Origin of the sequence: Natronolimnohabitans sp. A-GB9 (genome assembly GCF_030848565.1) — an archaeon.
GTDB lineage: Archaea > Halobacteriota > Halobacteria > Halobacteriales > Natrialbaceae > Natronolimnohabitans.
Genome location: NZ_JAVDDV010000005.1, coordinates 221,708 through 246,232 on the forward strand (window position 1 = coordinate 221,708; position 24,525 = coordinate 246,232).

The following is a 24,525-nucleotide window of genomic DNA, read 5'->3' on the forward strand; positions in this document are numbered from 1 at the left end:
ACCGGTCCCCGACAGTCTTTCAATACCCACCCCGTAGTCGACCGTATGCTCGACCTCGATGACGTTCTCGAAGCCCGTAAACGGGTTCGAGAGACGTCCAGGCACACTCCGCTGGAGAGTTCGCACACCTATTCGGCGATGACTGGCGCCGACGTGCGTCTGAAACTGGAGAACTTCCAGCGGACGGGCGCGTTCAAGATCCGCGGTGCGACAAACCGGATTGCGACCCTCTCCGAGGAACAGAAAGCGGCCGGTGTCGTCACCGCGAGCGCAGGCAACCACGCACAGGGTGTCGCGCTCGCGGCGACACGATCGGGCGTCGACGCGAAGATCGTCATGCCCGAACACGCCCCGATATCGAAGGTCAAAGCGACCAAAAACTACGGCGCGGAGGTCGTCCTCTCCGGTCGGGACTACGACGCGGCCGCAGAGCGCGCCCACGAGATCGAACGCGAGGAAGGACGGACCTACGTCCACGCCTTCGACGACGAGTACGTGATGGCCGGCCAGGGCACCATTGGCCTCGAGATTCTCGACGACTGCCCCGAAGTCGAGACCGTCGTCGTCCCCATCGGTGGCGGCGGTCTCATCAGCGGTATCGCCACCGCGATCAAAGAACAGAAACCCGACACGCGCGTGATCGGCGTCCAGGCCGAGGGCGCCTCGAGCGCCGCCCCGTCCCTCGAGAAAGGCGAACGCGTCGCCTTGGAGGAGGTCGACACCATCGCCGACGGCATCGCGACCCGCAGCGTCGGCGAGGAGACGTTCCCCTACATCCAGGAGTACGTCGACGAGATCGTCACCGTCTCGGACCCCGAGATCGCCGTCGCCCTGGTCTATCTCCTCGAGCGCTCGAAGACGCTCGTAGAGGGTGCAGGTGCGGTTCCGCTCGCGGCGGTCCTCTTCGAGGCGTTCGACTACGGCGACGACGAGACCATCGTCACCGCCCTCTGTGGGGGCAACATCGACCTCAACACCCTGACGAACGTCATCGTCCGCGGCCTCGTCGAGACCGGCCGCTATCTGAAGATCCGAACCGTCCTCAAGGACCGTCCCGGCGCCCTCGAGGACTTGCTCGAGATCTTTACGGCCCACCGGGCGAACATCTACGCCATCCACCACGATCGGACGTCCCGCGAGGTCGAGATGAGCGACACGGAAGTCGAGATCGAACTCGAGATGCGCGGCCCCGACCACGTCGACGCCTTCCTCTCGGATATGCGGGAGGCGGGTTACGAGGTCGACGTGCTCGCCTGATTCGTGTTTGGATGTCGGCAGGATCTTTACGGCGCTTGCCGTACCGATCGGACGATGTTCGAGACGATTCTGCTTCCGACCGACGGCAGCGAGCACGCCGAGGCCGCCGCCGACACCGGCCTCGAGCTCGCGGCCGTCCACGACGCGGCCGTCCACGTCGTCTGTGTTGCCGACACCGGTCCGCTGGGTGACCTCCGGCTACCGGGCGATGCGGCAAGCGCCGAAGACGCGATGCGCGAACGCGCCCAGGAACACGTCGACGCGATTCTCGAGCGGGCCGAAGGGACCGGGCTCGACGTCGCCGGAACGGTGTTACAGGGTCCGCCAGAACACGAGATCCTCGAGTACGCCGCGGACAACGACGTCGACCTGATCGTGATGGGGACCCGCGGCCGGGGCGGTGTCCACCGCATGGCGATGGGGAGCGTGACTGATCACGTCATTCGGTTCGGCGAGATCCCCGTGTTCGTGGCAAACGACGGAAAAGAGTCCGACTAACACCGTCAGCTTGCAATCTCGTTGATCGCCTCCGTCCGGCGACCGAGCGACCAGCCGAGCAACGCGAGGCCGACGTAGATTCCGATCGCGGGTACCACGTACGCCTCGAGGATCATCTCAGGGGTGAAGCCGAACGCGTCGAGTGCCGCAGCGAGCAGCGCCGAGACGAGAAAGAGCGCGATACCGATGTCGGCGGTCCGCATACTGGGCAGGTCGGTAGGCTCGGAGACGATACGTCCGACTGCGTAGAAGACGATCGTATACGTAACCCAGCCGGCGAGCAGCGCCAGTCCGGTCATGAAGACGTCACCGGGGAAGTACTCCGGAACGAACGAGACGTGGATTATCACCGTAACGAGCAGTGCGCTCCCGAGGAGCACGAACAGCAACGGACGCCGCGTGTCACTCATTAGTTTTCCTGCGCGTCTCGATACTCATTATATTACTGTTACGTCCCGCCTGCGGGGACTGCCACTATTCGAGGAGCCGCCCGTGCTCGTCGATCTCCCCCTTGACGATACGCGTCGAAGAGATGCGCTCGCCGTCGTCGGCGAGAACGTAGGGCGCGACGATCCCAGAGATCGGTTCGAAGCCCCGCTCGCGGCGCCTGGCGTTGACGTCCTCGAGTTCGGGTGCGGTCTCGGGTGAGACGACCAGGGCGTCGATCGACGGCTCGTCAGCTGCGATGCCGTACTCGGTCTCGAGTCGCCGTACCTCGACCTCGCGGTTCCACTCGTCGATCGCGGCGATCTCGTCGGTTACCGCCTGGACGCGGTCGTCGAAGTCGGGAATCGGTCGCGGCTCGGTGCGGGTCTCGACGGCCAGTTCGTCGCTCGTCAGGGCGACGACGACGTGCTCGCCGAACCGGAGGGCGTGTTCGAACAGGGTTCGGTGCCCGTCGTGGATCGGTCCGAACGTGCCCGCGACTGCGACTCGCATGTGGGGTGCAACGCCGAGACGACGTATAACTGTACTAGCCGGCTCTCGTCGGGTGTGATCCTCGCCCTCATTCACCGTCGAGCACCGCTGCAGTCGTCGCGACGGTCGCGAACTCCCCCTCGAGGTGGGCCAGCGCGGTCCGGTGGACCGTCTCCGCGTCGAAACGCTCGCCGTCGAGTTCCCGTTCGAACGTCGCGGTCGCGTCGGACACGACGATCGGCTCGAAGCCCAGGTTTTCGGCCATCCGGGTGCTCGTCGAGACGCAGTGGTCGGTGGTGAGGCCGACGACGACGACCGTCTCGACGTCACGCGCTCGGAGCCACTCCTCGAGATCGGTTCCGATGAACGCGCTGTTGACCGACTTCACCATCGTCGGTTCGTCCTCGAGCGGTTCCGTTTCGGGCTTGTACGCGAATCCGGGGCGGTCGCCACGCAGCGGGGAGTCGGGCTCGGTCGAGTCGTGACGGACGTGGACCAGCGGTCGCCCGGTCTCGCGCCAGTGCTCGAGTAAGCGTGCCGCGTTCGCCTCGGCGTCGGGATTGTTCCGTCGTCCCCACCTTTCGTCGTCGAATCCCGTCTGAAGGTCGATCAGGACGAGTGCAGCCGTCTCTGTGCGGTCGGCGATCGACCGTGCGTCGTGTCTCGCGTCGCTCATGGCAGCCGTGCCGCCGGCTTTGGATGGGTTCGTGTGACAGTCATTGGACACTCCGATGGCGCCTGGGCCTCGTCCTCCCGGAGCATGTACTGGGGCCACTCCCGGTCGCCCTCGACACCCCAGTCGCCGAGGTCGGCGTGGGGACAGACACCGTCGTACCCCTCGAGTCGGTCCTGGATGACGTCGCGGGCGCGCTGGCCGGCCTCGGTGTCGGCCGTGACGCCGAGGTTTTCGAACAGCGCGCGTGGCTGGAACGTGATCTCGAGGCCGATCGGACAGTAGCGGCTCTTGTACTGGTCGTAAAAGGGAGCCCGGCAGGTCGGGAACATCGGCTCACCGCCGAGACAGAACTCCCAGTAGGAGTCGTCCGGATCGGTGGGGATGTCCTCGGGCCAAGGTTCGGGATCGTGGAGGTGAAGCGTCTGGAGGATGTGCCACAGCGCGTCGTGGTACTCGCGCTCGGAGAGCGGTTCCTCGGGCGGTTTGAAGAAGGTAACCAGCGACGCCCGCTCGGCGTACTCTTCGTACACCTCGAGGTACTCGAGGATGCGATCGCGCAGCGTCAACAGCGCGTCGGCGTCGCTCATCGAGGGGACGGCCGTATACAACGGCTCGCCGCTTTCGACCGACTCGGCGCCGAAGAAACACGGGAACGGCGTTCCGTTTCGTTCGCCGAGCAGCCCCTCCTGGAACGTCCGCCAGTGGTCGGCGACCCATGCCGGCGTCTCGCCGGCCTGGACGCGACTATCGAGCGTTTCCTGGTCCATCAACGACTGGATGCCCGGCTCGTTCATCGGTGGCGCTTAGGACTTCTGGGCAATGTAGGTTTAGGTTCGGCTCTCGAACCGCCTGTGTCGATTACGCGATCCGATCGCCGACGGTCAGGACGCCGCCCTCGAGGTATATCGATCGTCTTCGTGCCGTCTCGCCAGGTGATTATCGCCAACGACGATTTCGTGAGGACGTGATGTCGACCCCGTCGCCGTAGTAACAGATCGGTGACGCCGTCGGCGTCTCGAACCCGTTGGCGGCAAAGAGCGTGTTCGTCTCGATGTCGACCGCTACCTCCCGCAGCGACCACGGTTCGTGGTCGATGTCGGCGTAGCGAAGCGTTCCGTCTCGAGCGGCCGTATAGTATCGGTATCGCTCGGTGAGAAACGCCGCGAGTGAGTCGGGTTCGGGGACGAAGGCGTCGCCGACGGGATCGTACGTGGCCGCGAAACTGGCCGGAGCCGCACCCGGATGTCGGCGCTCGCTCGTGAACGCGATGCCGTGATCGGTCAGATGCAGTTCGATGTCGGCGTGGTAGTAGGGGAGCCGGTGAAAGAGGCGGGCACCGACGACGCCGAGGACGCCTTCGGCATCGAGGCTGAAGAAGTAGACCCCGGGCTCGCCGTCCCGGCTGACGTACGTCCGGAGGTTGAGTTCGGGGAGCTCGAACCCGACGCCGCTTGGAACCCAACGCGGGCGAACGTCGACGTTTACGTACGGCACGACCGACAGCCACGCCCGGTCGTCGTACGTCTCGACGACGAGTCCATCCGGGAGCCGAGCCGCAACGACCGCTGGATCGACCGGCCAGTTAGCAAAGAGCAGGTGTCGCCACCCCATCGCGATCGGGAGGACCATACCATATCCAGGCGCTGCGAACCTGAAAAACTGGAGCCAAACGCGGCCCGAAAGTGTGTCACACTGTCTCGGGCAGCCAGCCGCCGTCGACCTCGATGTTTTCGCCGCTGACGTATTCGGAGTCGGGATCGAGGAAGAAGTACAGCGGCCCGACGAGGTCTTCGAAACTCGCGGGCCGACCGCGGGGGAGTTCGTCGGGGAACTCGTCGGAGTTCTCGACGACGTACGGGGAGATCGCGTTGACCGTCACGTCCGTATCCTGTGTGTCGGCCGCGAGCATCCGAGTGAACATCAACACACCGGCCTTCGCGACGAAGTACGGGAAGTTCGTCGGGTTGACCAGTCCCTTCTCGCTCGAGGCGTAGCCGATGTTGACGATCCGGCCGTAGTCACTCGTTCGCATCGCTGGAAGCGCGCGTTTCGAACAGAGGTACGTCCCGTTGACGTTCGTCTCGAGCACTCGGTTCCAGGTCTCGAACTCGAGGTCGGTCCAGTGACTCGGCGCGAAGTCGCCGACGTTGTTCACGAGGACGTCGACGCTCCCGAGTTCCGACTCGATGGCCGCAAAGAGCCCGTCGACGCTCTCGGGATCGGTGACGTCGCCCTGGATCGGCATGGCGTCGCTCGCTCCTCGCTCGAGTGCCTCGTCGACGACCTCGCGGGCCGCGTCGGCGCTGGTGTGGTAGTGTACGGCCGTCTTCGCGCCACAGTCGGCCGTCGCGAGCAGGAGTTCACGACCGACGCCTGCCGCACTTCCCGTGACGAGTACCGTTCGATCCGAGAGGTCCGGTCCGTCCATGTGCCGTCGGTCGACGACGGCGGAGAAAAAACGCCCGGAACGACCGACCTGTCGCCTGCCGGAAGTGGCTTTACGGTACTGCACGGGTTTAGTCGACAGTATGACGCTCGATACCGTGTTGCTCGCCGTCGGACCCGGGGATGCCGACCGCATCGAAGAGTTAGCCGAGACGGTCGCCGAAGTCGCGCAACCGGCCGACGCCACCGTCGTCCTCGCACACGTCTTTACCCGCAGCGAGTACGACGACGTCCTCACGCGCCTCGAGTTCGATCGCGCCGAGGCGGAGATCGAACCCGACGACGTCGCCGCGCGCCACTCGACGATCCTCGATCTCCAGGCGGCACTCGAGGAGGAGGACGTCGGGTACGAGATCCGCGGTGCGGTCGGCGAACACGGACCGACGATCGTCGATCTGGCGGGCAGCGTCGACGCCGATCGTGTCGTCGTCGGCGGCCGACGTCGCTCCCCGACCGGGAAGGCGGTCTTCGGCTCGACGGCCCAGGAGGTCCTGCTGTCGGCACCCTGTCCAGTAACCTTCGTCCGAAACGACGGGTTCAGTGACTGATACGGTCTCCTGTCGCACAACCGGGAGCCGTCTCTGGACTGTCTCCGGAACTCGGTTTGAGGATCGCACGACCGCCTCGGCTCCGTAACCCGTGTCGTTGACGGTACGATTTCCACACTGTCGGATCGACGAGAATACTTAAGCGGGTGGCACGACCATTGTGTGCGTATGGCGATCGATACGATACTGCTTGCCGTCGGGCCGATGGATACCGTTCGTGCCGAGGAGTTGGCCGAAACAGCTCTCGAGGTCGCCGAACCGCTCGATGCGACCGTCGTGATCGGACACGCGTTCACCGAAGACGAGTACGAAGAGATCCGTGCTGATCTCGGCTTCGACGAGCGCGTCGACGAAGTCGATCCCGACGAGGTCGCTGCCCGTCGCTCCCCGGTTGGAGATCTCGAAAAGCGCTTCTCCGAGGCCGGCGTCGACTACGAGGTCCGCGGCGCACTCGGCGACGTCGCCAGCAAGGTCGTCGACATGGCGATCGACGTCGACGCCGACCGCATGGTCGTCGGTGGGCGCCGGCGCTCGCCGGCAGAGAAGGCCGTGTTGGGCTCGGTCTCCCAGGAGATCATCCTGCAGGCTCCCTGTCCGGTCACCTACTTCCGCGATCTCGACGTGATGGAGTAACGACTCGATCGGGTGTTTCGTTTTGGTGGTGTCGACTCCATCCCAGCGTCTGCGTTATAGTAGCCACTGCCCGCCACTGCATACCCGATCGCACGACGGGGGCGCGGGATGCGTCCTGAAATCGGGAAGTCACTGACTGCTTTCGATAGTATCAGTGGTGCGATCCCGTTTTTCGGCTCGATCCTTCCATACCCGTTCCTGGCGTCGTTCCTGTACGTGTCGCTCGCCGTCGGCCAGTTCCTCGCGTACCTGCCGCTCGAGCGCCCGCGATTCGGTGAGGAAGTTCCGCTGGAAATCCTCGACGACGTCGTACGACCAGCGATCGCCGTCGACGACGCCGTGGGGTAACAGATCGTCCCGGATCGCATCGGCGAGGTCCCCGTGGCCGGCCGCTCTGAGTCGTGACTCGGCGTCACGGAGGTGATCCATCCCGTGGCCCGTCGCGTGGTGGAACGCGAGCAGTTGCCCCTGGGCGCGCTGGAACCACTCGAGGGCGAGTTCGACCTCGTGAAGCGCTTCGTACTCCGACTCGGTGAGTTCGGGTACCGCTTCCGGCGTGGTATCACCGGACGTCTCATCGGTTGCCATACACAATGTTATGCTATCAAGTGTCATACTTCCATCGACGGGTAGGGCCACGTTTCCGTCTTCGAGACTGATTACAAATACTACTCGTCGTCGAGTACAATCTGTGTAGTTAAGTACGACGCCGGTCGTCTCTCCCACAAGGATGGACTACTATGCGGGCGTCGATCTCGGCGCGACGAACGTTCGTGCCGTCGTCGCTGAGGACGACGGGACGACGATCGGGCTCCGCCGTCGCTCCACCCCACGTGGGCCGACGGGGATCGACGTCACGGAAGGCGTCCTGCGGACGCTTCGCGAGGCGTGTGGTGATGCCGGTATCGTCCCCGAAGATATCGTCGCGGCAGGGATCGGTTCCATCGGACCGTTCGATCTCGCGGAAGGGGCCGTCATCGATCCCGCAAACCTGCCGGATTCGATCGACCGGATCCCCCTGACGGGACCGATCGAGAAACTGATCGACAGCGACGACGTCTACCTTCACAACGATACGACTGCCGGCGTCATCGGCGAGCGGTTCCACGCCGACCGCAATCCCGACGACATGGTTTATATCACGATCTCCTCGGGGATCGGTGCCGGCGTCTGCTGTGACGGCGAGATCGTCAGCGGCTGGGACGGTAACGCCGGCGAGGTCGGTCACTACGTCGTCGATCCGACGGGCCGACTGACCTGTGGCTGTGGCCGCGACGGTCACTGGGAGGCCTACTGTTCGGGCAACGGCATTCCCGACTACGCCAGGTTGCTCGCCGAGGACGACCCGACGATTTCGACGGACCTGCCGCTCGAGGGGCCCGATTTCACGGCGAAAGACGTCTTCGATCTCGCCGGCGAGGACGAACTGGCCGATTACGTGATCGAGCAACTCGCCCACTGGAACGCCATCGGCGTGACGAACGTGATCCACGCGTTCGCGCCGATCGTCGTCTCCTTCGGCGGTGCTGTCTCGTTGCACAACGAGGAACTGGTCGTCGATCCGATCCGGGAGCGTGTCGCCGAGATGGTGATGACCAACGTCCCCGAGATTCGCGTGACGGACCTCGGTGACGACGTCGTCCTCGAGGGCGCACTCGCCAGCGCCTTGACGGAAGGAACTGGCGACCGCCAGCGCTTCCTCGAGTGAGACCGGCCGCCGTCGCAGCCACGATATCGAATTCGCCCCGTGAGCCCGATTCTTTCCGCCGTTCACTATATAAACACATGCTGTTCCCGCCGAGAGGGAATCCAGTCCCTGCTTTAGGTTTCGAGGGGTCATAGACCCGAGTGAGGACCATGGCCACGAACACGAGCACCGTAACCGACGTCGTGACTACTCGTGACGACGGGGCGGATACGCCGCCGCACCCGCAGTTCGAGACGGTCGTCGCCGACGAGGCGGAGTCACAGGTCGTCTTTCGAGATCGCGAGAACGCCACGGCCTGGATCGCGATGGACGCCGATGCGGTCCGCTCGCGTGAGGAACTGCGGTGACGTGGCGAGGAAACCGTCCCGACTTCTCGACTCGATAGTCCTGTGTTGGACAGCGGTGGCGCCGTCGCCGACGTTACGAACCGTTGTTCGTCAGTGCCGACGAGCCTACGACCCGTCTGTGGGTTCGCCGGAATGTCGATACGGCAGACCGTAACGACGAGGCGATCGATTGGTACGACTCCGGGACGTGTTTCGACGCCTGTCTCATACGGTCTCCTGTACGTCATTGCCGGCGTAACCGCGACCCGGGCGGTGGTTACGCCGGTAAATCGGTACAGGGATCCGTATCAGTCGACGGCGACTCGAGTGTCCGCTGGTAGCCATGCCCCGTCGTCCGCCACTGTATTATTCCTGCACCGATTCCCACACCGATCGCAACGCCCGCTGGCGATCGGGTGTGCGGTACTGTTCATACTGCCGGACAGAACGATTCACCGATCGGTCGCGCTACTGCGGCCGTCCCGCGGGTGACGGCCGCGAGTTCGCGACCGACGTGTTACTGACTGCTGTCCGGCAGTATCAGTAGCTACTATGGCCACTCGGTCCGAATGGCCACTATGCAGCGGCGAGCAGTTCTCCGGGCCGGAGGCGCCGTCGGGGCCGCCATCGGCATCGCGCAGGCGACGCGATCGCTCGTAACAGGGACCGACCGCGATGGGTTCGAACCGCTCGGCCGCGTTCCGGTTACCGGTGCCGCCGAGGCCGTCGTCGGCGACGACGGCGAGACGGCCTATCTCGCTACCACCGACGGCTTTGCGACCGTCGATATCGCTGATCCATCCGATCCGACCCTTCTCGAGGAACGATATCCACTTTCGGTCGACGACGAGCGGTTTCACCACATCCTCGACGTGAAAGTCGACGGCGATCGACTGGCCGTCGTCGGACCGGCAGATCGGACGGCCTCGCCCGTCTTCCACGGCTTCGTCATCTACGACGTCAGCGATCCCGCCGATCCGGTCGCCGTCGGCGAGCCCTACGAGACCGGCTACCACATCCACAACTGCTTTCTCGACGGCGACGTGCTGTACGTCGTCGCCAACCAGGACGAGGAGAATCCACTCGTCGTCTTCGACGTCAGCGGCGACGGGCCGACCGAGATCGGTCGCTGGTCGCTGATCGACCGCGAACCCGAGTGGGGAGAAGTTCACTGGCTCGTCCGCTATCTCCACGACGTCTACGTCCACGACGACGTCGCTGCCCTCGCCCACTGGAACGCCGGCACCTATCTGCTCGACGTGAGCGATCCTGCCGACCCGCAATACATTTCACACGTGCGCGAGACCGAACTCGAGACCCACCACGACCTCGAGCGCGAGGAGGCACAGCTGGGACTGCCCGGTAACGACCACTACTCGGCGGTCGACGACACCGGTGAACTCCTCGCGGTAGGCCGAGAAGCCTGGGCGACCGGCGGTGAAGAACCCGATGGTCCGGGCGGAATCGATCTCTACGACGTCAGCGACCCCGCCGATCCCGAGAAGGCGGCGTCGATCGCTGCACCCGCAGCCGACGACGCCAGCTATCGGGGCGGCGAGTGGACGACGGCACACAACTTCGAGTTGCGCGACGGCCGGCTCTCCTCCTCGTGGTACCAGGGCGGGGTCAAGATCCACGACGTGAGCGACCCCGCCGATCCCGAAGAGCTCGCACACTGGCGGGATACGGAGACGGCAGCGTTCTGGACCGCACGGATCGCCGGACCCGAGACGATCGTCGCGAGTTCTACGCCGCAGGTTCCAAACGCCGAGACCGACGGTGCACTCTATACGTTTCACCGGAACCGTCAGGAACGATCCTGATAGACGATAACAGCCGTCAAAACCTTATTCAGCGCTCGGGTTTCTAGACCAAGTAATGACTGACTCCGACGCGGTATCCGACACCGACGCCGAGGGCGAGTCGTCGCTCCGAGAGCGCGTCGAGACCTGGCTCAGCCGAGAGATGCCGATCATCCAGATGCACGGCGGGACCAGCGCCGTCCGGGAGGCAGACCCCGAGACCGGCGAGGTAATCATCGAACTCGGCGGGGGCTGTAAAGGCTGTTCGGTCAGCGATGTTACGACGGGAAACATCACGGCGGAACTCCTCAAGTGGCCCGAAATCGACGACGTCACCGTCCGCGTCCCCGACGCCCGCGAGAGCCTCGGCGGCCCCGACCAGGCCGAATCGATCATGGGCGTCGACCGCACCGAAGGTGGACGCGGCGACTGGGGCTCTTCGAACCCGGGGAAAGACCACCTCTGATACGGTCTACTGTAGTCATTGCCGGCGTAACCGCGACCCGGGCGGCGGTTACGCCGGTAATCGTTGCAGTCCGTATCAGCCCTACACACTCGCGGTCTGTCTTCGAATCCCCGTCTAGCCGTGCGTAACGCTAGCAGGGCCGGAGAGTTTTGGGAAGTCCTATATCCTTTTACGCTCCCATTACGGAGTCGTACACCATGATGACGTGTGGACGCCTGCAAGCGGGAGGTGACGACAGTGAGTGACGAGCCTGGAGACGAGGACGCCGAGACGGACGGCGGTGTTCGCGCCTACACCGTCCGACTCGAGCTCGTCGACGAGCCCGGTGAACTCCTCCGCGCGCTCGAACCGATCGCGAACAACGGCGGTAATCTCCTGAGTATTCATCACGAACGCGGCAACATCACACCTCGCGGACATATCCCCGTCGAGGTCGACCTCGAGTCGCCGCCCGACCGGTTCGACGACATCGTCGACGCACTTCGGGACGCCGGCGTGAACGTCATTCAGGCCGGCGCCGAACACTACGGCGAAGAGGTCAGCGTCGTCCTGGTCGGCGACCTCGTCGACACCGATCTCTCGGATACGCTTTCGCGAATCGAGGACGAGGCCGACGCCGTCGTCCGCGACCTCTCGTTGGCCGCGCCCGACGGAACCGACGCCGTCACGAGTGCACGCGTGCGACTCGCGATCGATTCCGGCAACGCCGACGCGGCACTCGAGGCGATTCGATCCCTCGGTTCGAAAAAGGAGCTTACAGTCGTCGAACCACTGCTCGGAGGTGATGCCCCATGAAACTCGCAATCCTCGGTGCCGGGGACGTCGGTCGCTCCGTGGCCGACCTCGCCGGCGACTACGGCCACGATGTCGTCGCGCTCGCTGACTCTACGACCGCCGCGGTCGATCCAGACGGGATCGACGTCGACGGCGCCCTCGAACGGAAAGTCGGCGGCCAGTCGGTCGGGTCGAACGACCCCGAAGCCGTCTTCGAAACGGAGTACGACGTCCTCGTCGAGGCGACCCCGACGACGCTCGGCGACGCCGAGCCCGGCTTCTCACACGTCGAACGCGCCCTCGAGGACGACCGCCACGCCGTGTTGGCGAACAAAGGCCCCGTCGCCGAACGGTACGAAGAACTCCGCGCACTCGAGGCCGACAGCGCGGGTTCGGTCCGATTCGAAGCGACGGTCGGCGGCGCTATTCCGATCCTCTCGACGATCGAAGACGAGACGCCCCAGGCCGTCACCGCCGTCCGCGGTGTGCTCAACGGCACCGCGAACTTCATCCTCACGCGGATGGCTGCCGAAGGATTAGACTACGAACACGTCCTCGCGGAGGCCCAGGATCTGGGCGTCGCCGAGGCCGACCCCACCTTCGACGTCGACGGCACCGACGCCGCGCTCAAGTTCGTCATCCTCGCAAACGTCCTCGCCGACGGCGGGTTCGCCCTCGAGGATGCGACCGTCGAGGGTATTCAGAGTATTCCCGGCAGTGCGCTCGATCTCGCGGCCGAGGACGGCCGGACGATTCGGCTGATCGGCGAGGCAACCCGTGAGGGCGTTCGCGTCGGACCGCGTCTCGTCCCCGAAAACGGTCCGCTTGCCGTGACTGGCACGCGAAACATCGTCCAGATCGAAACTCGCAACGCCGGCTCGCTGCACTCGAGTGGCCGCGGTGCGGGCGGTCCGGAGACGGCGACGGCCGTGCTATCGGACGTCGGCCGACTCCCACCGCTGTAGCCGTCTCGTTCTTATCGCGATCGATCGGGCTCTCGGGAACCGCACGGGCGGTCACTCGCCGATACCAGTCACGTCGATTCCGATCGCCCGCCGGCCGGTCGATCGAACACCCAGTTCGTGTGAACACTCAGCAAACCGCAAGCAGGCGCCGGGTTCGACTGAATACGCTTTCGAAATGGTTTTAACCGCAACGAGCCAAAGAGACCGATATAAGCGCCTCTGCGCGTGAGCTACAACAATGAGCGAACAACACCAGAACCTGGCCATCATCGGCCACGTTGACCACGGGAAGAGTACGCTCGTGGGACGACTCCTCTACGAGACGGGGAGCGTACCCGAGCACGTGATCGAACAGCACCGCGAGGAAGCCGAAGAGAAGGGTAAGGGCGGCTTCGAGTTCGCCTACGTCATGGACAACCTCGCCGAAGAGCGAGAGCGCGGTGTCACCATCGACATCGCCCACCAGGAGTTCTCCACCGACGAGTACGACTTCACCATCGTCGACTGTCCTGGTCACCGCGACTTCGTCAAGAACATGATCACTGGCGCGAGCCAGGCCGACAACGCCGTCCTCGTCGTCGCTGCTGACGACGGCGTCGCACCCCAGACCCAGGAGCACGTCTTCCTGGCCCGCACCCTGGGTATCGACGAACTCATCATCGGCGTCAACAAGATGGACGTCGTCGACTACAAGGAGTCGACGTTCGACGAGGTCGTCGAGGAAGTCAACCAGCTCCTCCAGCAGGTCCAGTTCAACACGGACGACGCCTCGTTCATCCCGATCTCGGCGTTCGAAGGCGACAACATCGCCGACGCCTCCGAGAACACCGACTGGTACGACGGCGAGACCCTGCTCGAGGCCCTGAACGACCTGCCGGAGCCGGAGCCGCCGACGGACGCGTCGCTCCGACTCCCGATCCAGGACGTCTACACGATCTCGGGTATCGGTACCGTCCCTGTCGGACGTATCGAGACCGGTATCATGAACGTCGGCGACGACGTCGTCTTCCAGCCCTCGGACGTCGGTGGCGAGGTCAAGACCATCGAGATGCACCACGAAGAGGTGCCCAAGGCCGAACCCGGCGACAACGTCGGATTCAACGTCCGCGGCATCGGTAAGGACGACATCCGACGCGGTGACGTCTGTGGCCCCGCCGACAACCCGCCGAAGGTCGCCGAGACCTTCCAGGCACAGGTCGTCGTCATGCAGCACCCCTCGGTCATCACCGCGGGTTACACGCCGGTCTTCCACGCCCACACGGCACAGGTCGCCTGTACGATCGAATCCATCGACAAGAAGATGGACCCATCCAGCGGCGAGGTCGCCGAGGAAGACCCCGACTTCATCCAGTCGGGCGACGCTGCTGTGGTCACCATCCGACCGCAGAAGCCCCTCAGCATCGAGCCGTCCAGCGAGATTCCCGAGCTCGGGAGCTTCGCCATCCGCGACATGGGTCAGACCATCGCGGCCGGCAAGGTTCTCGAGGTCAACGAGAAATAAATGCAGCAGGCACGCGTTCGACTCGCGGGCACGAGTCCAGACGACTTGGACGACATCTGCGACGACGTCCGCGAGATCGCGAACAACACCGGCGTCAACCTCAGCGGTCCGATCCCGCTGCCGACGAAGACCCTCGAGGTGCCGACCCGGAAGTCGCCTGACGGCGAAGGCACCGCGACGTGGGAGCACTGGGAGATGCGCGTCCACAAGCGCCTGATCGATCTGGACGCCGACGAACGCGCACTCCGTCAGCTCATGCGCATTCAGGTGCCAAACGACGTCTCGATCGAGATCGTCCTCGAGGACTGACGATCCGGTTTGCGGTTGCGGTGCGTTTTTCGTTTTCTTGGAATCGCTCGATAGCACCGTCACTGTAGGTTTCGATCCCGTCGCCCGTCGTCAGCGGGTGGACTTTTTGTCGTCGCCAGCCGACTAACCGGTATGGTCGATCGCTCGTCACGGTCGGAGTTTGGGACGCGGTCGCCGTCTGGTGCCGGGCCGCAGTCGGCCGACGACGGCTCGAGCAGTCCCATCGTCGAGTTGCTCGTCGTCTTCGTCGCCGTCTACGCTCTCCAGTGGGTAACGGCACTGATCGGCGTCGGGCTCATGGCCGGGCTGTTCGTCCTCGCACCGCCGCTGTCGACGAACCCGTGGACGATCGTGACGAGCGTCTACGCTCACGGCGGCCTCGGCCACCTGCTCTCGAATAGCCTCGCGTTGATCGTCTTCGGCTGGCCCGTCGCACGGGCGACGACGCGGCTGCGGTTTCACGTCTTCTTCCTCGTGACGGGTGCGATCGCTGGCGTCTCACAGATCGTCTTTACGAACGCGGCCGCCGCGATGCCGCTGGTTGGCGTCGCCCCGACGGAGGGTGTAATCGGTGCCAGTGGTGCCGTCTTCGCCCTGCTCGGCTACCTGATCGCCTCGAACCGGCTGTCGGCCAGCCTGGCCTCCTTCGTCGAGGTCCCGCAGTGGCTCTCGGCGCTGGTCTTTCTCGCCCTCGCCGTCGCCGTCACGCTGGCGACGGCCGCACCGGGCGTCGCGCTGCTGGCTCACTTTACCGGCTTCCTCCTCGGACTGGTCGCCGGCCGCGTACGCCTCTTGCAGGTCGGATCCCGATCTGCGCGGCCGTGAGACTCCCCTCTGTCAGTTCTGATACACTCACAACCCGGCTGCAGTCGTGCCGGGACATCGGGTAACGTACAAACCCATCCGACTCGAGACGTCCTTCCGGGACCGAAACCATATTCTCCTGACTCGTTCGAACGGATCGTATGGCCCCGTCACAGCTCCAGCACGCGGTCGCCCGTCTCGACGAGGAACTACACTTCTCGTGGACGATCGTCGCCGTCATCGTCGGCGCGATCGCGGTTACGTTGCTCCTCGAGGGAACTGCATCGGTCGGTGAGATCGTCCGACTCGTCGGCTACACCGCCGCTGTCGTCGCTCTTGCCGTCGACCGCATTCGGCAGTGGAGTGGCATCTGGTTCCTGTGGGCGCTGTTGTGTGTCCACTTCGCGTTGCTGTTTTCCGCAGTCGGTGGCGGTCTCGCGACGTTCCTCCTGCTGTTGGCTGCCGGAACGTTGGCCGCACTCGGGGTCCAGGATCTCCGTGGCGAACTCGAGCTGTGACGTAAGCCGTTCCCGTGGTGGTCGCTGTCGTCCCGACAACGAAACACAAGCTACAAATAGATCTCGCGGTTATAAACGAGCGAGGGCTCGTAGATCAGTGGCAGATCGCTTCCTTCGCAAGGAAGAGGCCCCGGGTTCAAATCCCGGCGAGTCCATGATTTCTGCGTCGCGAGCAAATCCGCGAGCGACGCGAATCGTCGTCGAAGCCCGGATTTGAACCCCTGGAAGTCGCAGCGCGAGCGAAGCGTGCGACCGTCTTCCAACGGTTCAAATCCCGGCGAGTCCACTTCTTCACGTCGCTTCACTCGTTCAGTCGTGGACTCGCCGTAGTCACACTCGCTTCGCTCGCGTGACTCCCGGCGAGTCCACTATGCTGAAACGGGTCGAAGTATTAGCGAGTGGTCTCAACAGCGTTGAGTGGACGTTTCCCGTGATTTCGCTGGAGGTGTAGCGCATCGGTGAAGGCACATGCCTCGTCTGCGTAGGTGAAGTGAAGTCATTCTATCGATAGCAGAAACCGATATGTAGCCGAACAAGAGGGGATGTTAATTCCCCACTGTGCGTGGTACCTGTTCTGGTCGCGCAATTGTGGTGCTGACAACCCTCGAGACTGTCTCCGCGAACTCGAGTTGGTCCTCTTCGAGTTCGATTTTCTTAATTACCGATCCGGATTCGTGTTGCAATTCGAGAGTGACATTCCCGCTTTCAGGATTGTAGCCCTCAATTAGCAGAATTAGGCCCATGATCCCAACGCCGAGACCTACGAGTACGGTCAATCCCAGTACTGCACCATCGACAAAGGCCGATATCCCTAGAGCGAAAAGTGCAACGAGAAGCGATATCGCTCCGGATATGACCGTGTCTTCGTCGTAATCAGGTGATCGCTCGTGCCTGATCTTCGTGCCGCCAACAAGCGGTAGCTGAAGCGTATCGACGACCGTCTTTTCTCCACTCCTCCCTTGCGTTTTGATCGAGAAAAACCGCTTATCAGTTAGAAAATGACTTTCGTGGCCGGTTGACACCATTTCAATCGCAGTTTCATTTTCTCCGAGAAGTGGTTTGACCGTCTCTGCATGTTCCTTCGGAGGCATTGACAGATAACCATCCAACTAGAGAGTGTTGATACTTTCGCCGAGTATCGGTTTTGATAATTACGATTGGGGATCAGTACTGGTAGCTTCTATTCCGGGTTGCGCTCAGATGTGTTGGGAGACCTCGATGTCTGTAACTTCTCGTGGGTGATGGGCCGCACGGATGCATAGCAGGAGACTGCCGGACAGTATTACCCTCACAGCCCAGCATGTTTACGAAACCAGCCGGTTCGACCGACGGTCGACAGATCCCCTCACTCGAGCAGAACCGCGAGTGACAGTGCGACTGCGACGATCACGACCACCGCGAGCACTCCAATCGCGAGGTAGAGCCACGGAGAGGCGCCGGCAAGCACTCCAACAGCCAGAGACAGGATCGGAGGTGTGGCCATAGTCGACGGTAGTAGTTCCGAGAGCAAATACGTACTGTTACGCCGACCGTCGGCCCTGGTAGTGTCACAGCCGCCCGTTCGACACGAAGCCGTGGAGTTATTGTCTCGGAAGTCAACCGTTCTCGTATGGTGTCAGCAGCCGTTTCCTGTCCATACTGTGGAGCCGAAAACACGGCGTCGCTCCCCGACCAGACCGACGTGAAAGAGGTAACACAGTCGTATCGGACGGGGCTTCGGGGCAAACAAAATCTGGTCGAACTTACGTGTTCGTGTGGGAGCCACTTCGGCGTCACGTACGAGTAACTCGAACGCCTCGCAGAGGAAGCCCGTCGGTCGATTTCTCGAAGCCGACACCGTTTCACTCTCGAGTCAGGAGTAGAGTCGTGTGACCGGTCGCACCCGACTCGAGAGCCGGTGACGGTGCCCCATTACGTGGATCGGTCGCGCTCGAGCCACGTCACGAGCCGCTCGACGGCGGCCTCGGCGACGGCGTCGGCGATCCGGTCGGGCGACTCGGTGAGATCCCAGACGTACTCGCCGTCGCGGGTGACGGTCACCCACTCGACGTAGTCGCCACGATCGAGTTCGAGCAGGAGGGCTTCGAGAATGTCTTCGTCGAGTCGACAGTCGAGTGTCTTTTCGATGTGGCCGACGAGCTGGGACGTAGTCACACGGATTCGCTCGTCGTCGACTGGCTGTGAGACACTGGAGGGGGTAGGTGGGGACGGCGGCTGTTCGGACATCGTCGAGCCAGTGGTTGGAAGTTGACCCGTATTAGTTCTGGTGGAACTCCGATCCCCGTGACTATCGACATCGTCGGTCACCTACTAGCGAGGATCGTCCCTTGCCCCGAGTCTTAGAGGCTGGCTCCCGTATGCAAGCGTATGGATACCGTCTACGTGGCGCTGCGGGATCGGCTGCTCGCGTCCTCGAGTTCCCGAGACGGTGCCGACTCGAGCCGGACGACGACCCGGCTCGAGGGGTGCGATCTCGAATGTCTCGCCGGGACGGCAACACGTCCGGAACAGAAACGAGTGTTCGTCGGCACGTTCGAGGACGGCCTGTTTCGGGTTCGCGGACGGAAACCGTCCGATCTGACCGTCGAACGTCTCGAGACCGACTTCGTCAGCGAGGCCGTGACGGCGGTGGCGGTCAGTCCACACGATCCGGACGTCGTCTACGCCGGGACGGAGCCGAGTCGCGTCTATCGCTCGACCGACGGGGGCGACTCCTGGCGTCAGCTCACGGGACTGACCGACCTCCCGTCCGCCGAAGAGTGGGCGTTCCCGCCGCGACCCCACACCCACCACGTCCGCTGTCTCGCGGTCGATCCCGGCGATCCGGATCGACTCTACGTGGGGATCGAGGCCGGCGCGTTCGTCTACAGCGACGACGGCGGCGAGACGTGGCACGAACGCCCCGACGGATCGCGCCGGGACAACCACACGCTCGCGACACATCCCGACCGCGAAGGTCGCGTCTACACTGCTGCGGGCGACGGCTACGCTGTAAGCGACGACGGTGGCGAGCACTGGGACCTCCCTCAGCGCGGACTCGAGCACACCTACTGCTGGGGACTGGCCGTCGATCCTGCCGATCCCGAGTCAGTCATCGTCTCGAGCGCCAGCGGCGCCTCAAGGGCCCACACGGCCGAGCGGGCCGAGTCGTACGTCTACCGCCGAACGGACGACGAGTCCTGGGACCGGCTCGAACGTGGCGGGCTCCCGACGGGCGAGGGCGTCGTCCGCGCGGTCTTCGACACGACCGACGAAGACGGCGTCGTCTACGCCGTGAACAACCGCGGTCTGTTCGTCACCGACGACTTCGGCGACTCGTGGGAGTGTGTCGGGATCGAGTGGGACGAGAGCCTCGAGGCACAGACTCCTCGAGGGGTACTCGCGTTGCCGAGATAGATGAACGGACCGCCGTCCCGTCGAGACTCATACTGTTGGACAGCACGATTCGACGATCGGTCGCGCGACTGCGGCCATCCCGCGGGTGACGGCCGCGCGTTCGCGACCGACGGCTCACTGACTGCTGTCCGACAGTATCACCGGCCGCGATGCTGCTCGAGCGGTCGGAGAACGACTGCGATCGCGACGGCGTGAACGGGCGCGACGAGCGCTGTACTGAGTACCGTTCCGACGACGGGTGCCGGAACGCTCGCCAGTAGCCACGCCGCGAGGCCGAGAACGAGCACGACGCCGAACAGCCGCCACCCGCGGCCGTGCGTTAGCCGATTGCTCACCCGCAGGGCCTCGCCCGGCGCGTAGCCGGCGACTAGCAGGCCCGGGACCGCGAAGAGTCGGATCAGGACGAAGAAATAGATCACGAGGGCGAGGAGTCCGAACAGCAAGCTTTGCAGGAGTTCGATCGACCCCAGCAGGCGCTGGAGCAGGTCCATCGCGAGGACGAACCCGAACAGCGGAGTGATCGAACCGACCCACGAGTCGGTCTCGGATCGGCGGTCGACCCCGATCGCTCGGTCGAGCACGTACGCGCCTGCGCCGGCAACCGCCAGCAGCGGGAGGACGTAGGAAACGATCCCCCACGCCAGGTAGCCGAGGCGAAGCCCGACGAACGACTCGAGCAGGACGGACGTCTGCGGGACGCCGGTCGGGTAGCCGACGAACTCGACGGTGACGCTGATCCCGTTGTTCGCACCCAGGGATTCGAACTCGAGGGCCGGGAGCGGATCGCGGCGACGCACCCAGTCCAGCACTGCAAAGAGGAACCCGACCGCGAGGTACGGGACGAGGAGGGACGGATCGCGTCGCAGGCGGCCGATCGCGGCCGTAAGCGGGTTCGGATCGCCCGAATCGGGCGGTGACGGATTCCCGGCCACGCTCACTCACCCCCTTCGCCGTCCCCGCCGTCCCCACCGTCCTCGAGTGCGGTGACGCCTTCGTGGCCGGCGAAGTAGAGCACGCCGTCGCCGACGATCGGCTGCGACGGGCCGGCGCCTATCTCTCGTTCCCACAGCCGCTCGCCGTTTTCGACGTCTACGGCGATCAGGTCGTCGAGCCACGAGTAGGTGAGGTAGATGACGTCGCCTGCGACCACAGGATGGGCGTCGAGCCCGTACTCGGTCGTCCACACTTCCTGTCCGGTCTCGAGGTCGATCGCGTGGAGGTCGTCTCTCCCGTCGGGAGCGAAGACGGTGCCGTCGGCCACGGCGACGCTGCCGTCGGTCACGCGGCCGCCGTGTTCGTACTCCCAGATGCGGCTCCCGTCGGCGGGGTCAAGCAGGGAGACGGCTCGGCGACTTGGAACGACGAGGCCCGCCTCAGTCGCCGTCGGTGCGACGAGTTCGCGGTAGTCGTGTTCGTCTTCCGGTTCCGCGGGCTCGAGTTCGATCTCCCAGTGGACGTCACCGGTCCCGGCGTCGATCGCTGCGACGACGTCGGGCCGGAAAGTGGCGTAGACCGTCCCGTCGCGAACCGCCGGCCGGTTCGGCTCGCCCGGCCAGACGAGGTCGGGTTCGTAGCTCCACTCGAGACGGCCACTGCTGGCGTCGACGGCGACGAGTCGATCGAGGTCCGGCAGGGCGGCGTAGACGGTTCCGTCTGCCGCGACCGGCGAGGGAGGAACTGGGTTCGCAAACGTTCGGGTCGGGGGCTCCTCGCCGGGTCCGTACCAGCGCTCGAGGCCGATTCCGCGGCCAGCGAGGGCATATCCGCCGCTGGCGCTCAACCCGAGGACGCCTTCGTTTCCTCTGACAGCGAGTGTCGGGCTCCGGTAGGCGTCGGCCGACGCGACCGTCGGCGACGAGAGATACGAGTAGCCGGTGCGCTCGAACCGAATGCGGCCGTCCTCACGCTCGAGGGCGTACAGAGAACTGCGGCCGACGACAAAGACGGCGTCGCCGTACAGCGTCGGCGGTGCAGGCATCGGTCCCTGCAAGTCCCTGAGGTCTCGTTCCCAGCGGATCGTCGGATCCTCTCTCGGCCCCGTCGCGTCCGGGTTGGCGCCGGTTCCGGCGGGGTCGTAACGGGGCATCGGCCAGTCGATGGCGGATTCGACTTCGTGATCGAGCGGTATCGGCCGTTCGACGAAGCGAACACTACCGACGACTCCTGCAAGTCCGAGGCCGCCGCCGGCGAGTACGCGGCGTCTGGAGGGCATCTATTCGACCTCTCGTAACGGTCGTGTAAACCCTTTTATCACTCACTGTCCGGAGACGAAATGTCGACGACCGAACGACAGGCCGCGAGCGACGGGTGGCGGCTTCGAAATCCTTTTAGTCGCGACACGGGCATAGTAGGGTAACTGAGTGATATCATGGACGTCGACATCATCTCCGAAAAGGAGAACCCCATGTTGCATCGCACGGACGTCACCTTCGAACTGACCCACGAGGACGCCACGCCAGAGCGCCTGCAGGTGCGTGACAGCCTCGCGGCGAAGCTGAACAAAGACGCCGACGAGGTCGTCGTCCGCAAGCTCGACACCAAGTTCGGGATGCGAAAGACCGTCGGCGAGGCCAAAGTCTACGACAGCGCCGACGCCGCCCGCGACGTCGAACAGGACCACATGCTCGAGCGCAACAAGATCGGCGCCGACGAGGCCGACGCGGACGCCGAGGCGGAGGAGGCATAACATGAGCCGACACGAACTCTACAGCGACGACGGCGACACGGAGCGCGAACAGTGTCCTCGCTGTGGGGACGCCTTCCTCGCCGACCACGGCGACCGAAAGCACTGTGGCAAGTGCAGCTACACCGAGTTGGAGTAGCGATGGGTCGAGCGGAGCGAGGTATCGACACACGGACGCGGGGACCGAACTGCCCCGTGAACGAATAACAATCACCGTTTTGCTGTCCGCCGTCGTTCGATCGTGCGGACACGACGATCAGTACACGTGAGTTCCCACACCCGAATCCTCGGAATCGAAGGCACCGCCTGGGCGGCGAGTGCGGCGGTGTACGACGCCGGGACCGACGACGTCGTCATCGAGAGCGACGCCTACCAGCCCGAAAGCGGCGGTATTCACCCGCGTGAGGCCGCCGAGCACATGCACGACGCGATCCCTCGCGTCGTCGAGACCGCACTCGAGTACGCCCGCGAGACCCACGACGGCCCTCGGTCGGAGCCACCGGTAGACGCGGTCGCCTTCTCGCGGGGGCCGGGACTTGGACCCTGCCTGCGCATCGTCGGAACCGCGGCGCGGGCGCTCGCCCAGTCGCTTTCGGTTCCCCTCGTCGGCGTCAACCACATGGTCGCCCACCTCGAGATCGGGCGCCACACCGCCGACTTCGACTCGCCGGTCTGTCTGAACGCAAGCGGCGCCAATGCCCATCTACTCGCCTATCGCAACGGTCGCTATCGGGTGCTTGGCGAGACGATGGACACCGGCGTCGGCAACGCGATCGATAAGTTTACCCGCCACGTCGGCTGGTCTCACCCCGGCGGGCCGAAGGTCGAGGCGGCCGCCGAGGACGGCGAGTACGTCGACCTTCCCTACGTCGTCAAAGGGATGGACTTCTCGTTTTCGGGGATTATGAGCGCCGCGAAGCAGGCATACGACGATGGCACACCTGTCGAAGATATTTGCTTTTCCCTGCAGGAGAACGTCTTCGGCATGCTCACCGAAGTCACAGAGCGTGCGCTCTCGCTTACGGGCAGCGACGAACTCGTCCTCGGCGGTGGTGTCGGACAGAACGAACGCTTACGTGAGATGCTCGCGGAGATGTGCACCCAGCGTGGTGCCGACTTCCACGCCCCCGAGCCTCGGTTCCTGCGCGACAACGCGGGGATGATCGCCGTACTGGGTGCGAAGATGTACGATGCCGGCGACACGCTGGCGCTTTCCGAGTCGCACGTCGATCCGAACTACCGCCCCGATCAGGTCCCCGTGACGTGGCGCTCCGACGAACCGGACCTCGAGCTCGGCCGCGACGACGGAACCGTCCAGGGCGCAGAGGCGATCGTCGACCTCGAGCCCGAAGCCGGCGGCGTCACGAAACACCGGGCGTCGAAGAGCTATCGCCATCCGGAACTGGACGAGCGACTCCGCCGCGAACGAACGACCCTCGAGGCCCGGCTGACCAGCCTCGCCCGCCGTGAAGGCGTCCCGACGCCGGTGCTCGTCGACGTCGATCCTCTCGAGGCCCGCCTGGAACTCGAGTACGTCGGTGAGACGGATCTCCGGGCGGCGTTGACTGCCGACCGCGTCCGCGACGTCGGACGGCATCTCGCGCGACTGCACCGGGCGGGCTTCGTCCACGGAGACCCGACGACGCGAAACGTGCGCGTGAACGCGGAGCGGACGTATCTCATCGACTTCGGACTGGGCTATCACACCGACCACGTCGAGGACTACGCGATGGACCTCCACGTCTTCGATCAGAGCCTCGTCGGGACCGCTTCCGATCCCGAGCCGTTACGACGGGCGCTCCGAGCGGGGTATCGCGAGGTCGGCGACGAGGCCGTTCTCGAGCGCCTGCGGGACGTAGAGGGACGCGGTCGATACGTCGACGGAGAGGCGTAAGCCGTTCTCGAGGCACTCAACTCGAGTCTCCCGAACGGGTGTGGGTGCTCCCGGTCGTATCGACTCCGAGCAGATAGTTGCCGCCGCAGAAACAGGTTACCGCGTTCCAGAGGAGTCCTGCGCCGGCGATGCCGGCGACCGCGGCGCGCTCGGGCCGATCGTCCCAGTACGCTGCGGCTGCCATCACCAGCAGCCAGATTCCGAGTACCCCGCGCACGATTCGGTCGATACCACCGACGTTTCGTTGCATACGCGAACCGACGACTGACTGGGTAAAAAAGCTATAATGCCATCGATACGATAGCGACGGCGTCGAGTGGCGTTCGCCGTGACTGTCCTCGATCCCGTTTCGGGTGTCGATTTCAGTTCCGAAGACGAGCACCAAATACTCATATCATGGGAGA

General features: G+C 64.3%; 31 protein-coding genes and 1 tRNA gene. 19 read left to right on the top strand and 13 right to left on the bottom strand.

The genetic code is table 11. From position 1 onward, the window contains the following. Positions 1–45 precede the first annotated feature (45 nt). Positions 46–1,257, top strand: a complete 1,212-nt coding sequence (ilvA, locus tag RBH26_RS09150; protein WP_306757907.1) for a threonine ammonia-lyase — start codon at positions 46–48, stop codon at positions 1,255–1,257. Between the two features lie 54 nt (positions 1,258–1,311). Beyond that, positions 1,312–1,755, top strand: a complete 444-nt coding sequence (locus RBH26_RS09155; protein ID WP_306757908.1) for a universal stress protein — start codon at positions 1,312–1,314, stop codon at positions 1,753–1,755. A gap of 5 nt (positions 1,756–1,760) precedes the next feature. Here RBH26_RS09155 and RBH26_RS09160 read toward each other — a convergent pair whose 3' ends face one another. The 6 genes from RBH26_RS09160 to RBH26_RS09185 form a co-directional block, all read right to left on the bottom strand. Continuing rightward, complete coding sequence (locus RBH26_RS09160) at positions 1,761–2,165, bottom strand: hypothetical protein (protein WP_306757909.1); 405 nt, start codon at positions 2,163–2,165, stop codon at positions 1,761–1,763. 64 nt (positions 2,166–2,229) lie between these two features. Next, positions 2,230–2,694, bottom strand: a complete 465-nt coding sequence (locus RBH26_RS09165) for a pantetheine-phosphate adenylyltransferase (RefSeq protein WP_306757910.1) — start codon at positions 2,692–2,694, stop codon at positions 2,230–2,232. Positions 2,695–2,761: 67 nt separating this feature from the next. Continuing rightward, complete coding sequence (locus RBH26_RS09170; RefSeq protein WP_306757911.1) at positions 2,762–3,349, bottom strand: cysteine hydrolase family protein; 588 nt, start codon at positions 3,347–3,349, stop codon at positions 2,762–2,764. Continuing rightward, positions 3,346–4,143, bottom strand: a complete 798-nt coding sequence (locus tag RBH26_RS09175) for a YqcI/YcgG family protein (protein WP_306757912.1) — start codon at positions 4,141–4,143, stop codon at positions 3,346–3,348. The genes RBH26_RS09170 and RBH26_RS09175 overlap by 4 nt, the downstream gene beginning before the upstream one ends. A gap of 142 nt (positions 4,144–4,285) precedes the next feature. Beyond that, entirely contained in the window at positions 4,286–4,978 is a 693-nt protein-coding gene (locus RBH26_RS09180; protein ID WP_306757913.1) for a DUF2071 domain-containing protein, read from the bottom strand. Between the two features lie 58 nt (positions 4,979–5,036). Beyond that, a complete protein-coding gene (locus tag RBH26_RS09185; protein WP_306757914.1) occupies positions 5,037–5,777 on the bottom strand; it encodes an SDR family oxidoreductase in 741 nt (246 codons plus the stop codon). A gap of 100 nt (positions 5,778–5,877) precedes the next feature. Between RBH26_RS09185 and RBH26_RS09190 the strand changes: the two genes are divergently transcribed. Both RBH26_RS09190 and RBH26_RS09195 read left to right on the top strand, forming a co-directional pair. Beyond that, positions 5,878–6,342, top strand: a complete 465-nt coding sequence (locus RBH26_RS09190; protein ID WP_306757915.1) for a universal stress protein — start codon at positions 5,878–5,880, stop codon at positions 6,340–6,342. 168 nt (positions 6,343–6,510) lie between these two features. Next, positions 6,511–6,975 (top strand): universal stress protein, encoded by a 465-nt coding sequence (locus RBH26_RS09195; protein WP_306757916.1) that lies wholly within the window; start codon positions 6,511–6,513, stop codon positions 6,973–6,975. Between the two features lie 129 nt (positions 6,976–7,104). On the opposite strand, the gene RBH26_RS09200 is transcribed toward RBH26_RS09195, so the two are convergent. Beyond that, the gene (locus RBH26_RS09200) at positions 7,105–7,563 is read right to left on the bottom strand and encodes a hypothetical protein (RefSeq protein WP_306757917.1); all 459 of its coding nucleotides are present in this window, start codon (positions 7,561–7,563) and stop codon (positions 7,105–7,107) included. A 142-nt stretch (positions 7,564–7,705) separates the two neighbouring features. On the opposite strand from RBH26_RS09200, the gene RBH26_RS09205 reads away from it, so the two are divergent. From RBH26_RS09205 to RBH26_RS09255, 11 genes are all read left to right on the top strand, one after another. Further along, complete coding sequence (locus RBH26_RS09205) at positions 7,706–8,683, top strand: ROK family protein (protein ID WP_306757918.1); 978 nt, start codon at positions 7,706–7,708, stop codon at positions 8,681–8,683. Between the two features lie 149 nt (positions 8,684–8,832). After that, a complete protein-coding gene (locus tag RBH26_RS09210; RefSeq protein ID WP_306757919.1) occupies positions 8,833–9,030 on the top strand; it encodes a hypothetical protein in 198 nt (65 codons plus the stop codon). Between the two features lie 557 nt (positions 9,031–9,587). After that, complete coding sequence (locus RBH26_RS09215; protein WP_306757920.1) at positions 9,588–10,832, top strand: hypothetical protein; 1,245 nt, start codon at positions 9,588–9,590, stop codon at positions 10,830–10,832. A gap of 55 nt (positions 10,833–10,887) precedes the next feature. Continuing rightward, entirely contained in the window at positions 10,888–11,277 is a 390-nt protein-coding gene (locus RBH26_RS09220; RefSeq protein WP_306757921.1) for a NifU family protein, read from the top strand. Between the two features lie 207 nt (positions 11,278–11,484). Next, entirely contained in the window at positions 11,485–12,072 is a 588-nt protein-coding gene (locus RBH26_RS09225) for an amino acid-binding protein (protein WP_306757922.1), read from the top strand. Then, positions 12,069–13,016: a homoserine dehydrogenase gene (locus RBH26_RS09230; RefSeq protein ID WP_306757923.1), complete on the top strand. Its 948-nt coding sequence runs from the start codon at positions 12,069–12,071 to the stop codon at positions 13,014–13,016. The genes RBH26_RS09225 and RBH26_RS09230 overlap by 4 nt, the downstream gene beginning before the upstream one ends. A 238-nt stretch (positions 13,017–13,254) precedes the next feature. Next, entirely contained in the window at positions 13,255–14,517 is a 1,263-nt protein-coding gene (gene tuf / locus RBH26_RS09235) for a translation elongation factor EF-1 subunit alpha (RefSeq protein WP_306757924.1), read from the top strand. Further along, positions 14,518–14,826: a 30S ribosomal protein S10 gene (gene rpsJ / locus RBH26_RS09240; RefSeq protein ID WP_004215311.1), complete on the top strand. Its 309-nt coding sequence runs from the start codon at positions 14,518–14,520 to the stop codon at positions 14,824–14,826. Positions 14,827–14,958: 132 nt separating this feature from the next. Further along, on the top strand, positions 14,959–15,651 hold the full coding sequence (locus RBH26_RS09245; RefSeq protein WP_306757933.1) for a rhomboid family intramembrane serine protease: 693 nt from the start codon (positions 14,959–14,961) through the stop codon (positions 15,649–15,651). Positions 15,652–15,791: 140 nt separating this feature from the next. After that, on the top strand, positions 15,792–16,148 hold the full coding sequence (locus RBH26_RS09250; RefSeq protein WP_306757934.1) for a hypothetical protein: 357 nt from the start codon (positions 15,792–15,794) through the stop codon (positions 16,146–16,148). A gap of 83 nt (positions 16,149–16,231) precedes the next feature. Next, positions 16,232–16,303, top strand: a tRNA-Ala gene (locus tag RBH26_RS09255). A gap of 390 nt (positions 16,304–16,693) precedes the next feature. On the opposite strand, the gene RBH26_RS09260 is transcribed toward RBH26_RS09255, so the two are convergent. The 3 genes from RBH26_RS09260 to RBH26_RS09270 all read right to left on the bottom strand — a co-directional run bounded on the left by RBH26_RS09260 (position 16,694) and on the right by RBH26_RS09270 (position 18,302). Then, positions 16,694–17,239, bottom strand: a complete 546-nt coding sequence (locus tag RBH26_RS09260) for a hypothetical protein (RefSeq protein ID WP_306757935.1) — start codon at positions 17,237–17,239, stop codon at positions 16,694–16,696. Between the two features lie 254 nt (positions 17,240–17,493). Then, entirely contained in the window at positions 17,494–17,631 is a 138-nt protein-coding gene (locus tag RBH26_RS09265) for a hypothetical protein (RefSeq protein ID WP_306757936.1), read from the bottom strand. A 428-nt stretch (positions 17,632–18,059) separates the two neighbouring features. Further along, the gene (locus tag RBH26_RS09270; RefSeq protein ID WP_306757938.1) at positions 18,060–18,302 is read right to left on the bottom strand and encodes a hypothetical protein; all 243 of its coding nucleotides are present in this window, start codon (positions 18,300–18,302) and stop codon (positions 18,060–18,062) included. A gap of 213 nt (positions 18,303–18,515) precedes the next feature. On the opposite strand from RBH26_RS09270, the gene RBH26_RS09275 reads away from it, so the two are divergent. Next, a complete protein-coding gene (locus RBH26_RS09275) occupies positions 18,516–19,544 on the top strand; it encodes a hypothetical protein (RefSeq protein ID WP_306757939.1) in 1,029 nt (342 codons plus the stop codon). A 137-nt stretch (positions 19,545–19,681) separates the two neighbouring features. On the opposite strand, the gene RBH26_RS09280 is transcribed toward RBH26_RS09275, so the two are convergent. Continuing rightward, complete coding sequence (locus tag RBH26_RS09280) at positions 19,682–20,476, bottom strand: hypothetical protein (RefSeq protein ID WP_306757940.1); 795 nt, start codon at positions 20,474–20,476, stop codon at positions 19,682–19,684. 2 nt (positions 20,477–20,478) lie between these two features. Beyond that, positions 20,479–21,756, bottom strand: a complete 1,278-nt coding sequence (locus tag RBH26_RS09285) for a PQQ-binding-like beta-propeller repeat protein (protein ID WP_306757941.1) — start codon at positions 21,754–21,756, stop codon at positions 20,479–20,481. 156 nt (positions 21,757–21,912) lie between these two features. Here RBH26_RS09285 and RBH26_RS09290 point away from each other — a divergent pair, with 156 nt between their 5' ends. The 3 genes from RBH26_RS09290 (at position 21,913) to RBH26_RS09300 (ending at position 24,121) form a co-directional block, all read left to right on the top strand. Continuing rightward, positions 21,913–22,230: a 30S ribosomal protein S24e gene (locus RBH26_RS09290; protein ID WP_306757942.1), complete on the top strand. Its 318-nt coding sequence runs from the start codon at positions 21,913–21,915 to the stop codon at positions 22,228–22,230. Between the two features lies 1 nt (position 22,231). Beyond that, positions 22,232–22,366 carry a 30S ribosomal protein S27ae gene (locus RBH26_RS09295; protein WP_306757943.1) on the top strand — a complete coding sequence of 45 codons (135 nt, stop codon included), beginning with the start codon at positions 22,232–22,234 and terminating at the stop codon, positions 22,364–22,366. A 126-nt stretch (positions 22,367–22,492) separates the two neighbouring features. After that, a complete protein-coding gene (locus RBH26_RS09300; RefSeq protein ID WP_306757944.1) occupies positions 22,493–24,121 on the top strand; it encodes a bifunctional N(6)-L-threonylcarbamoyladenine synthase/serine/threonine protein kinase in 1,629 nt (542 codons plus the stop codon). Positions 24,122–24,137: 16 nt separating this feature from the next. Here RBH26_RS09300 and RBH26_RS09305 read toward each other — a convergent pair whose 3' ends face one another. After that, on the bottom strand, positions 24,138–24,371 hold the full coding sequence (locus tag RBH26_RS09305; protein WP_306757945.1) for a DUF2892 domain-containing protein: 234 nt from the start codon (positions 24,369–24,371) through the stop codon (positions 24,138–24,140). Positions 24,372–24,525: the final 154 nt, after the last annotated feature.

What these genes read in the sequence shown, in the direction of transcription:
- ilvA (WP_306757907.1), top strand. Translation starts at nt 46, where the DNA reads ATGCTCGACCTCGATGACGTTCTCGAAGCCCGTAAACGGGTTCGAGAG.
- RBH26_RS09155 (WP_306757908.1), top strand. Translation starts at nt 1,312, where the DNA reads ATGTTCGAGACGATTCTGCTTCCGACCGACGGCAGCGAGCACGCCGAG.
- RBH26_RS09160 (WP_306757909.1), bottom strand. Translation starts at nt 2,165, where the DNA reads ATGAGTGACACGCGGCGTCCGTTGCTGTTCGTGCTCCTCGGGAGCGCA.
- RBH26_RS09165 (WP_306757910.1), bottom strand. Translation starts at nt 2,694, where the DNA reads ATGCGAGTCGCAGTCGCGGGCACGTTCGGACCGATCCACGACGGGCAC.
- RBH26_RS09170 (WP_306757911.1), bottom strand. Translation starts at nt 3,349, where the DNA reads ATGAGCGACGCGAGACACGACGCACGGTCGATCGCCGACCGCACAGAG.
- RBH26_RS09175 (WP_306757912.1), bottom strand. Translation starts at nt 4,143, where the DNA reads ATGAACGAGCCGGGCATCCAGTCGTTGATGGACCAGGAAACGCTCGAT.
- RBH26_RS09180 (WP_306757913.1), bottom strand. Translation starts at nt 4,978, where the DNA reads ATGGTCCTCCCGATCGCGATGGGGTGGCGACACCTGCTCTTTGCTAAC.
- RBH26_RS09185 (WP_306757914.1), bottom strand. Translation starts at nt 5,777, where the DNA reads ATGGACGGACCGGACCTCTCGGATCGAACGGTACTCGTCACGGGAAGT.
- RBH26_RS09190 (WP_306757915.1), top strand. Translation starts at nt 5,878, where the DNA reads ATGACGCTCGATACCGTGTTGCTCGCCGTCGGACCCGGGGATGCCGAC.
- RBH26_RS09195 (WP_306757916.1), top strand. Translation starts at nt 6,511, where the DNA reads ATGGCGATCGATACGATACTGCTTGCCGTCGGGCCGATGGATACCGTT.
- RBH26_RS09200 (WP_306757917.1), bottom strand. Translation starts at nt 7,563, where the DNA reads ATGGCAACCGATGAGACGTCCGGTGATACCACGCCGGAAGCGGTACCC.
- RBH26_RS09205 (WP_306757918.1), top strand. Translation starts at nt 7,706, where the DNA reads ATGGACTACTATGCGGGCGTCGATCTCGGCGCGACGAACGTTCGTGCC.
- RBH26_RS09210 (WP_306757919.1), top strand. Translation starts at nt 8,833, where the DNA reads ATGGCCACGAACACGAGCACCGTAACCGACGTCGTGACTACTCGTGAC.
- RBH26_RS09215 (WP_306757920.1), top strand. Translation starts at nt 9,588, where the DNA reads ATGCAGCGGCGAGCAGTTCTCCGGGCCGGAGGCGCCGTCGGGGCCGCC.
- RBH26_RS09220 (WP_306757921.1), top strand. Translation starts at nt 10,888, where the DNA reads ATGACTGACTCCGACGCGGTATCCGACACCGACGCCGAGGGCGAGTCG.
- RBH26_RS09230 (WP_306757923.1), top strand. Translation starts at nt 12,069, where the DNA reads ATGAAACTCGCAATCCTCGGTGCCGGGGACGTCGGTCGCTCCGTGGCC.
- tuf (WP_306757924.1), top strand. Translation starts at nt 13,255, where the DNA reads ATGAGCGAACAACACCAGAACCTGGCCATCATCGGCCACGTTGACCAC.
- rpsJ (WP_004215311.1), top strand. Translation starts at nt 14,518, where the DNA reads ATGCAGCAGGCACGCGTTCGACTCGCGGGCACGAGTCCAGACGACTTG.
- RBH26_RS09245 (WP_306757933.1), top strand. Translation starts at nt 14,959, where the DNA reads ATGGTCGATCGCTCGTCACGGTCGGAGTTTGGGACGCGGTCGCCGTCT.
- RBH26_RS09250 (WP_306757934.1), top strand. Translation starts at nt 15,792, where the DNA reads ATGGCCCCGTCACAGCTCCAGCACGCGGTCGCCCGTCTCGACGAGGAA.
- RBH26_RS09260 (WP_306757935.1), bottom strand. Translation starts at nt 17,239, where the DNA reads ATGCCTCCGAAGGAACATGCAGAGACGGTCAAACCACTTCTCGGAGAA.
- RBH26_RS09265 (WP_306757936.1), bottom strand. Translation starts at nt 17,631, where the DNA reads ATGGCCACACCTCCGATCCTGTCTCTGGCTGTTGGAGTGCTTGCCGGC.
- RBH26_RS09275 (WP_306757939.1), top strand. Translation starts at nt 18,516, where the DNA reads ATGGATACCGTCTACGTGGCGCTGCGGGATCGGCTGCTCGCGTCCTCG.
- RBH26_RS09285 (WP_306757941.1), bottom strand. Translation starts at nt 21,756, where the DNA reads ATGCCCTCCAGACGCCGCGTACTCGCCGGCGGCGGCCTCGGACTTGCA.
- RBH26_RS09290 (WP_306757942.1), top strand. Translation starts at nt 21,913, where the DNA reads ATGGACGTCGACATCATCTCCGAAAAGGAGAACCCCATGTTGCATCGC.
- RBH26_RS09295 (WP_306757943.1), top strand. Translation starts at nt 22,232, where the DNA reads ATGAGCCGACACGAACTCTACAGCGACGACGGCGACACGGAGCGCGAA.
- RBH26_RS09305 (WP_306757945.1), bottom strand. Translation starts at nt 24,371, where the DNA reads ATGCAACGAAACGTCGGTGGTATCGACCGAATCGTGCGCGGGGTACTC.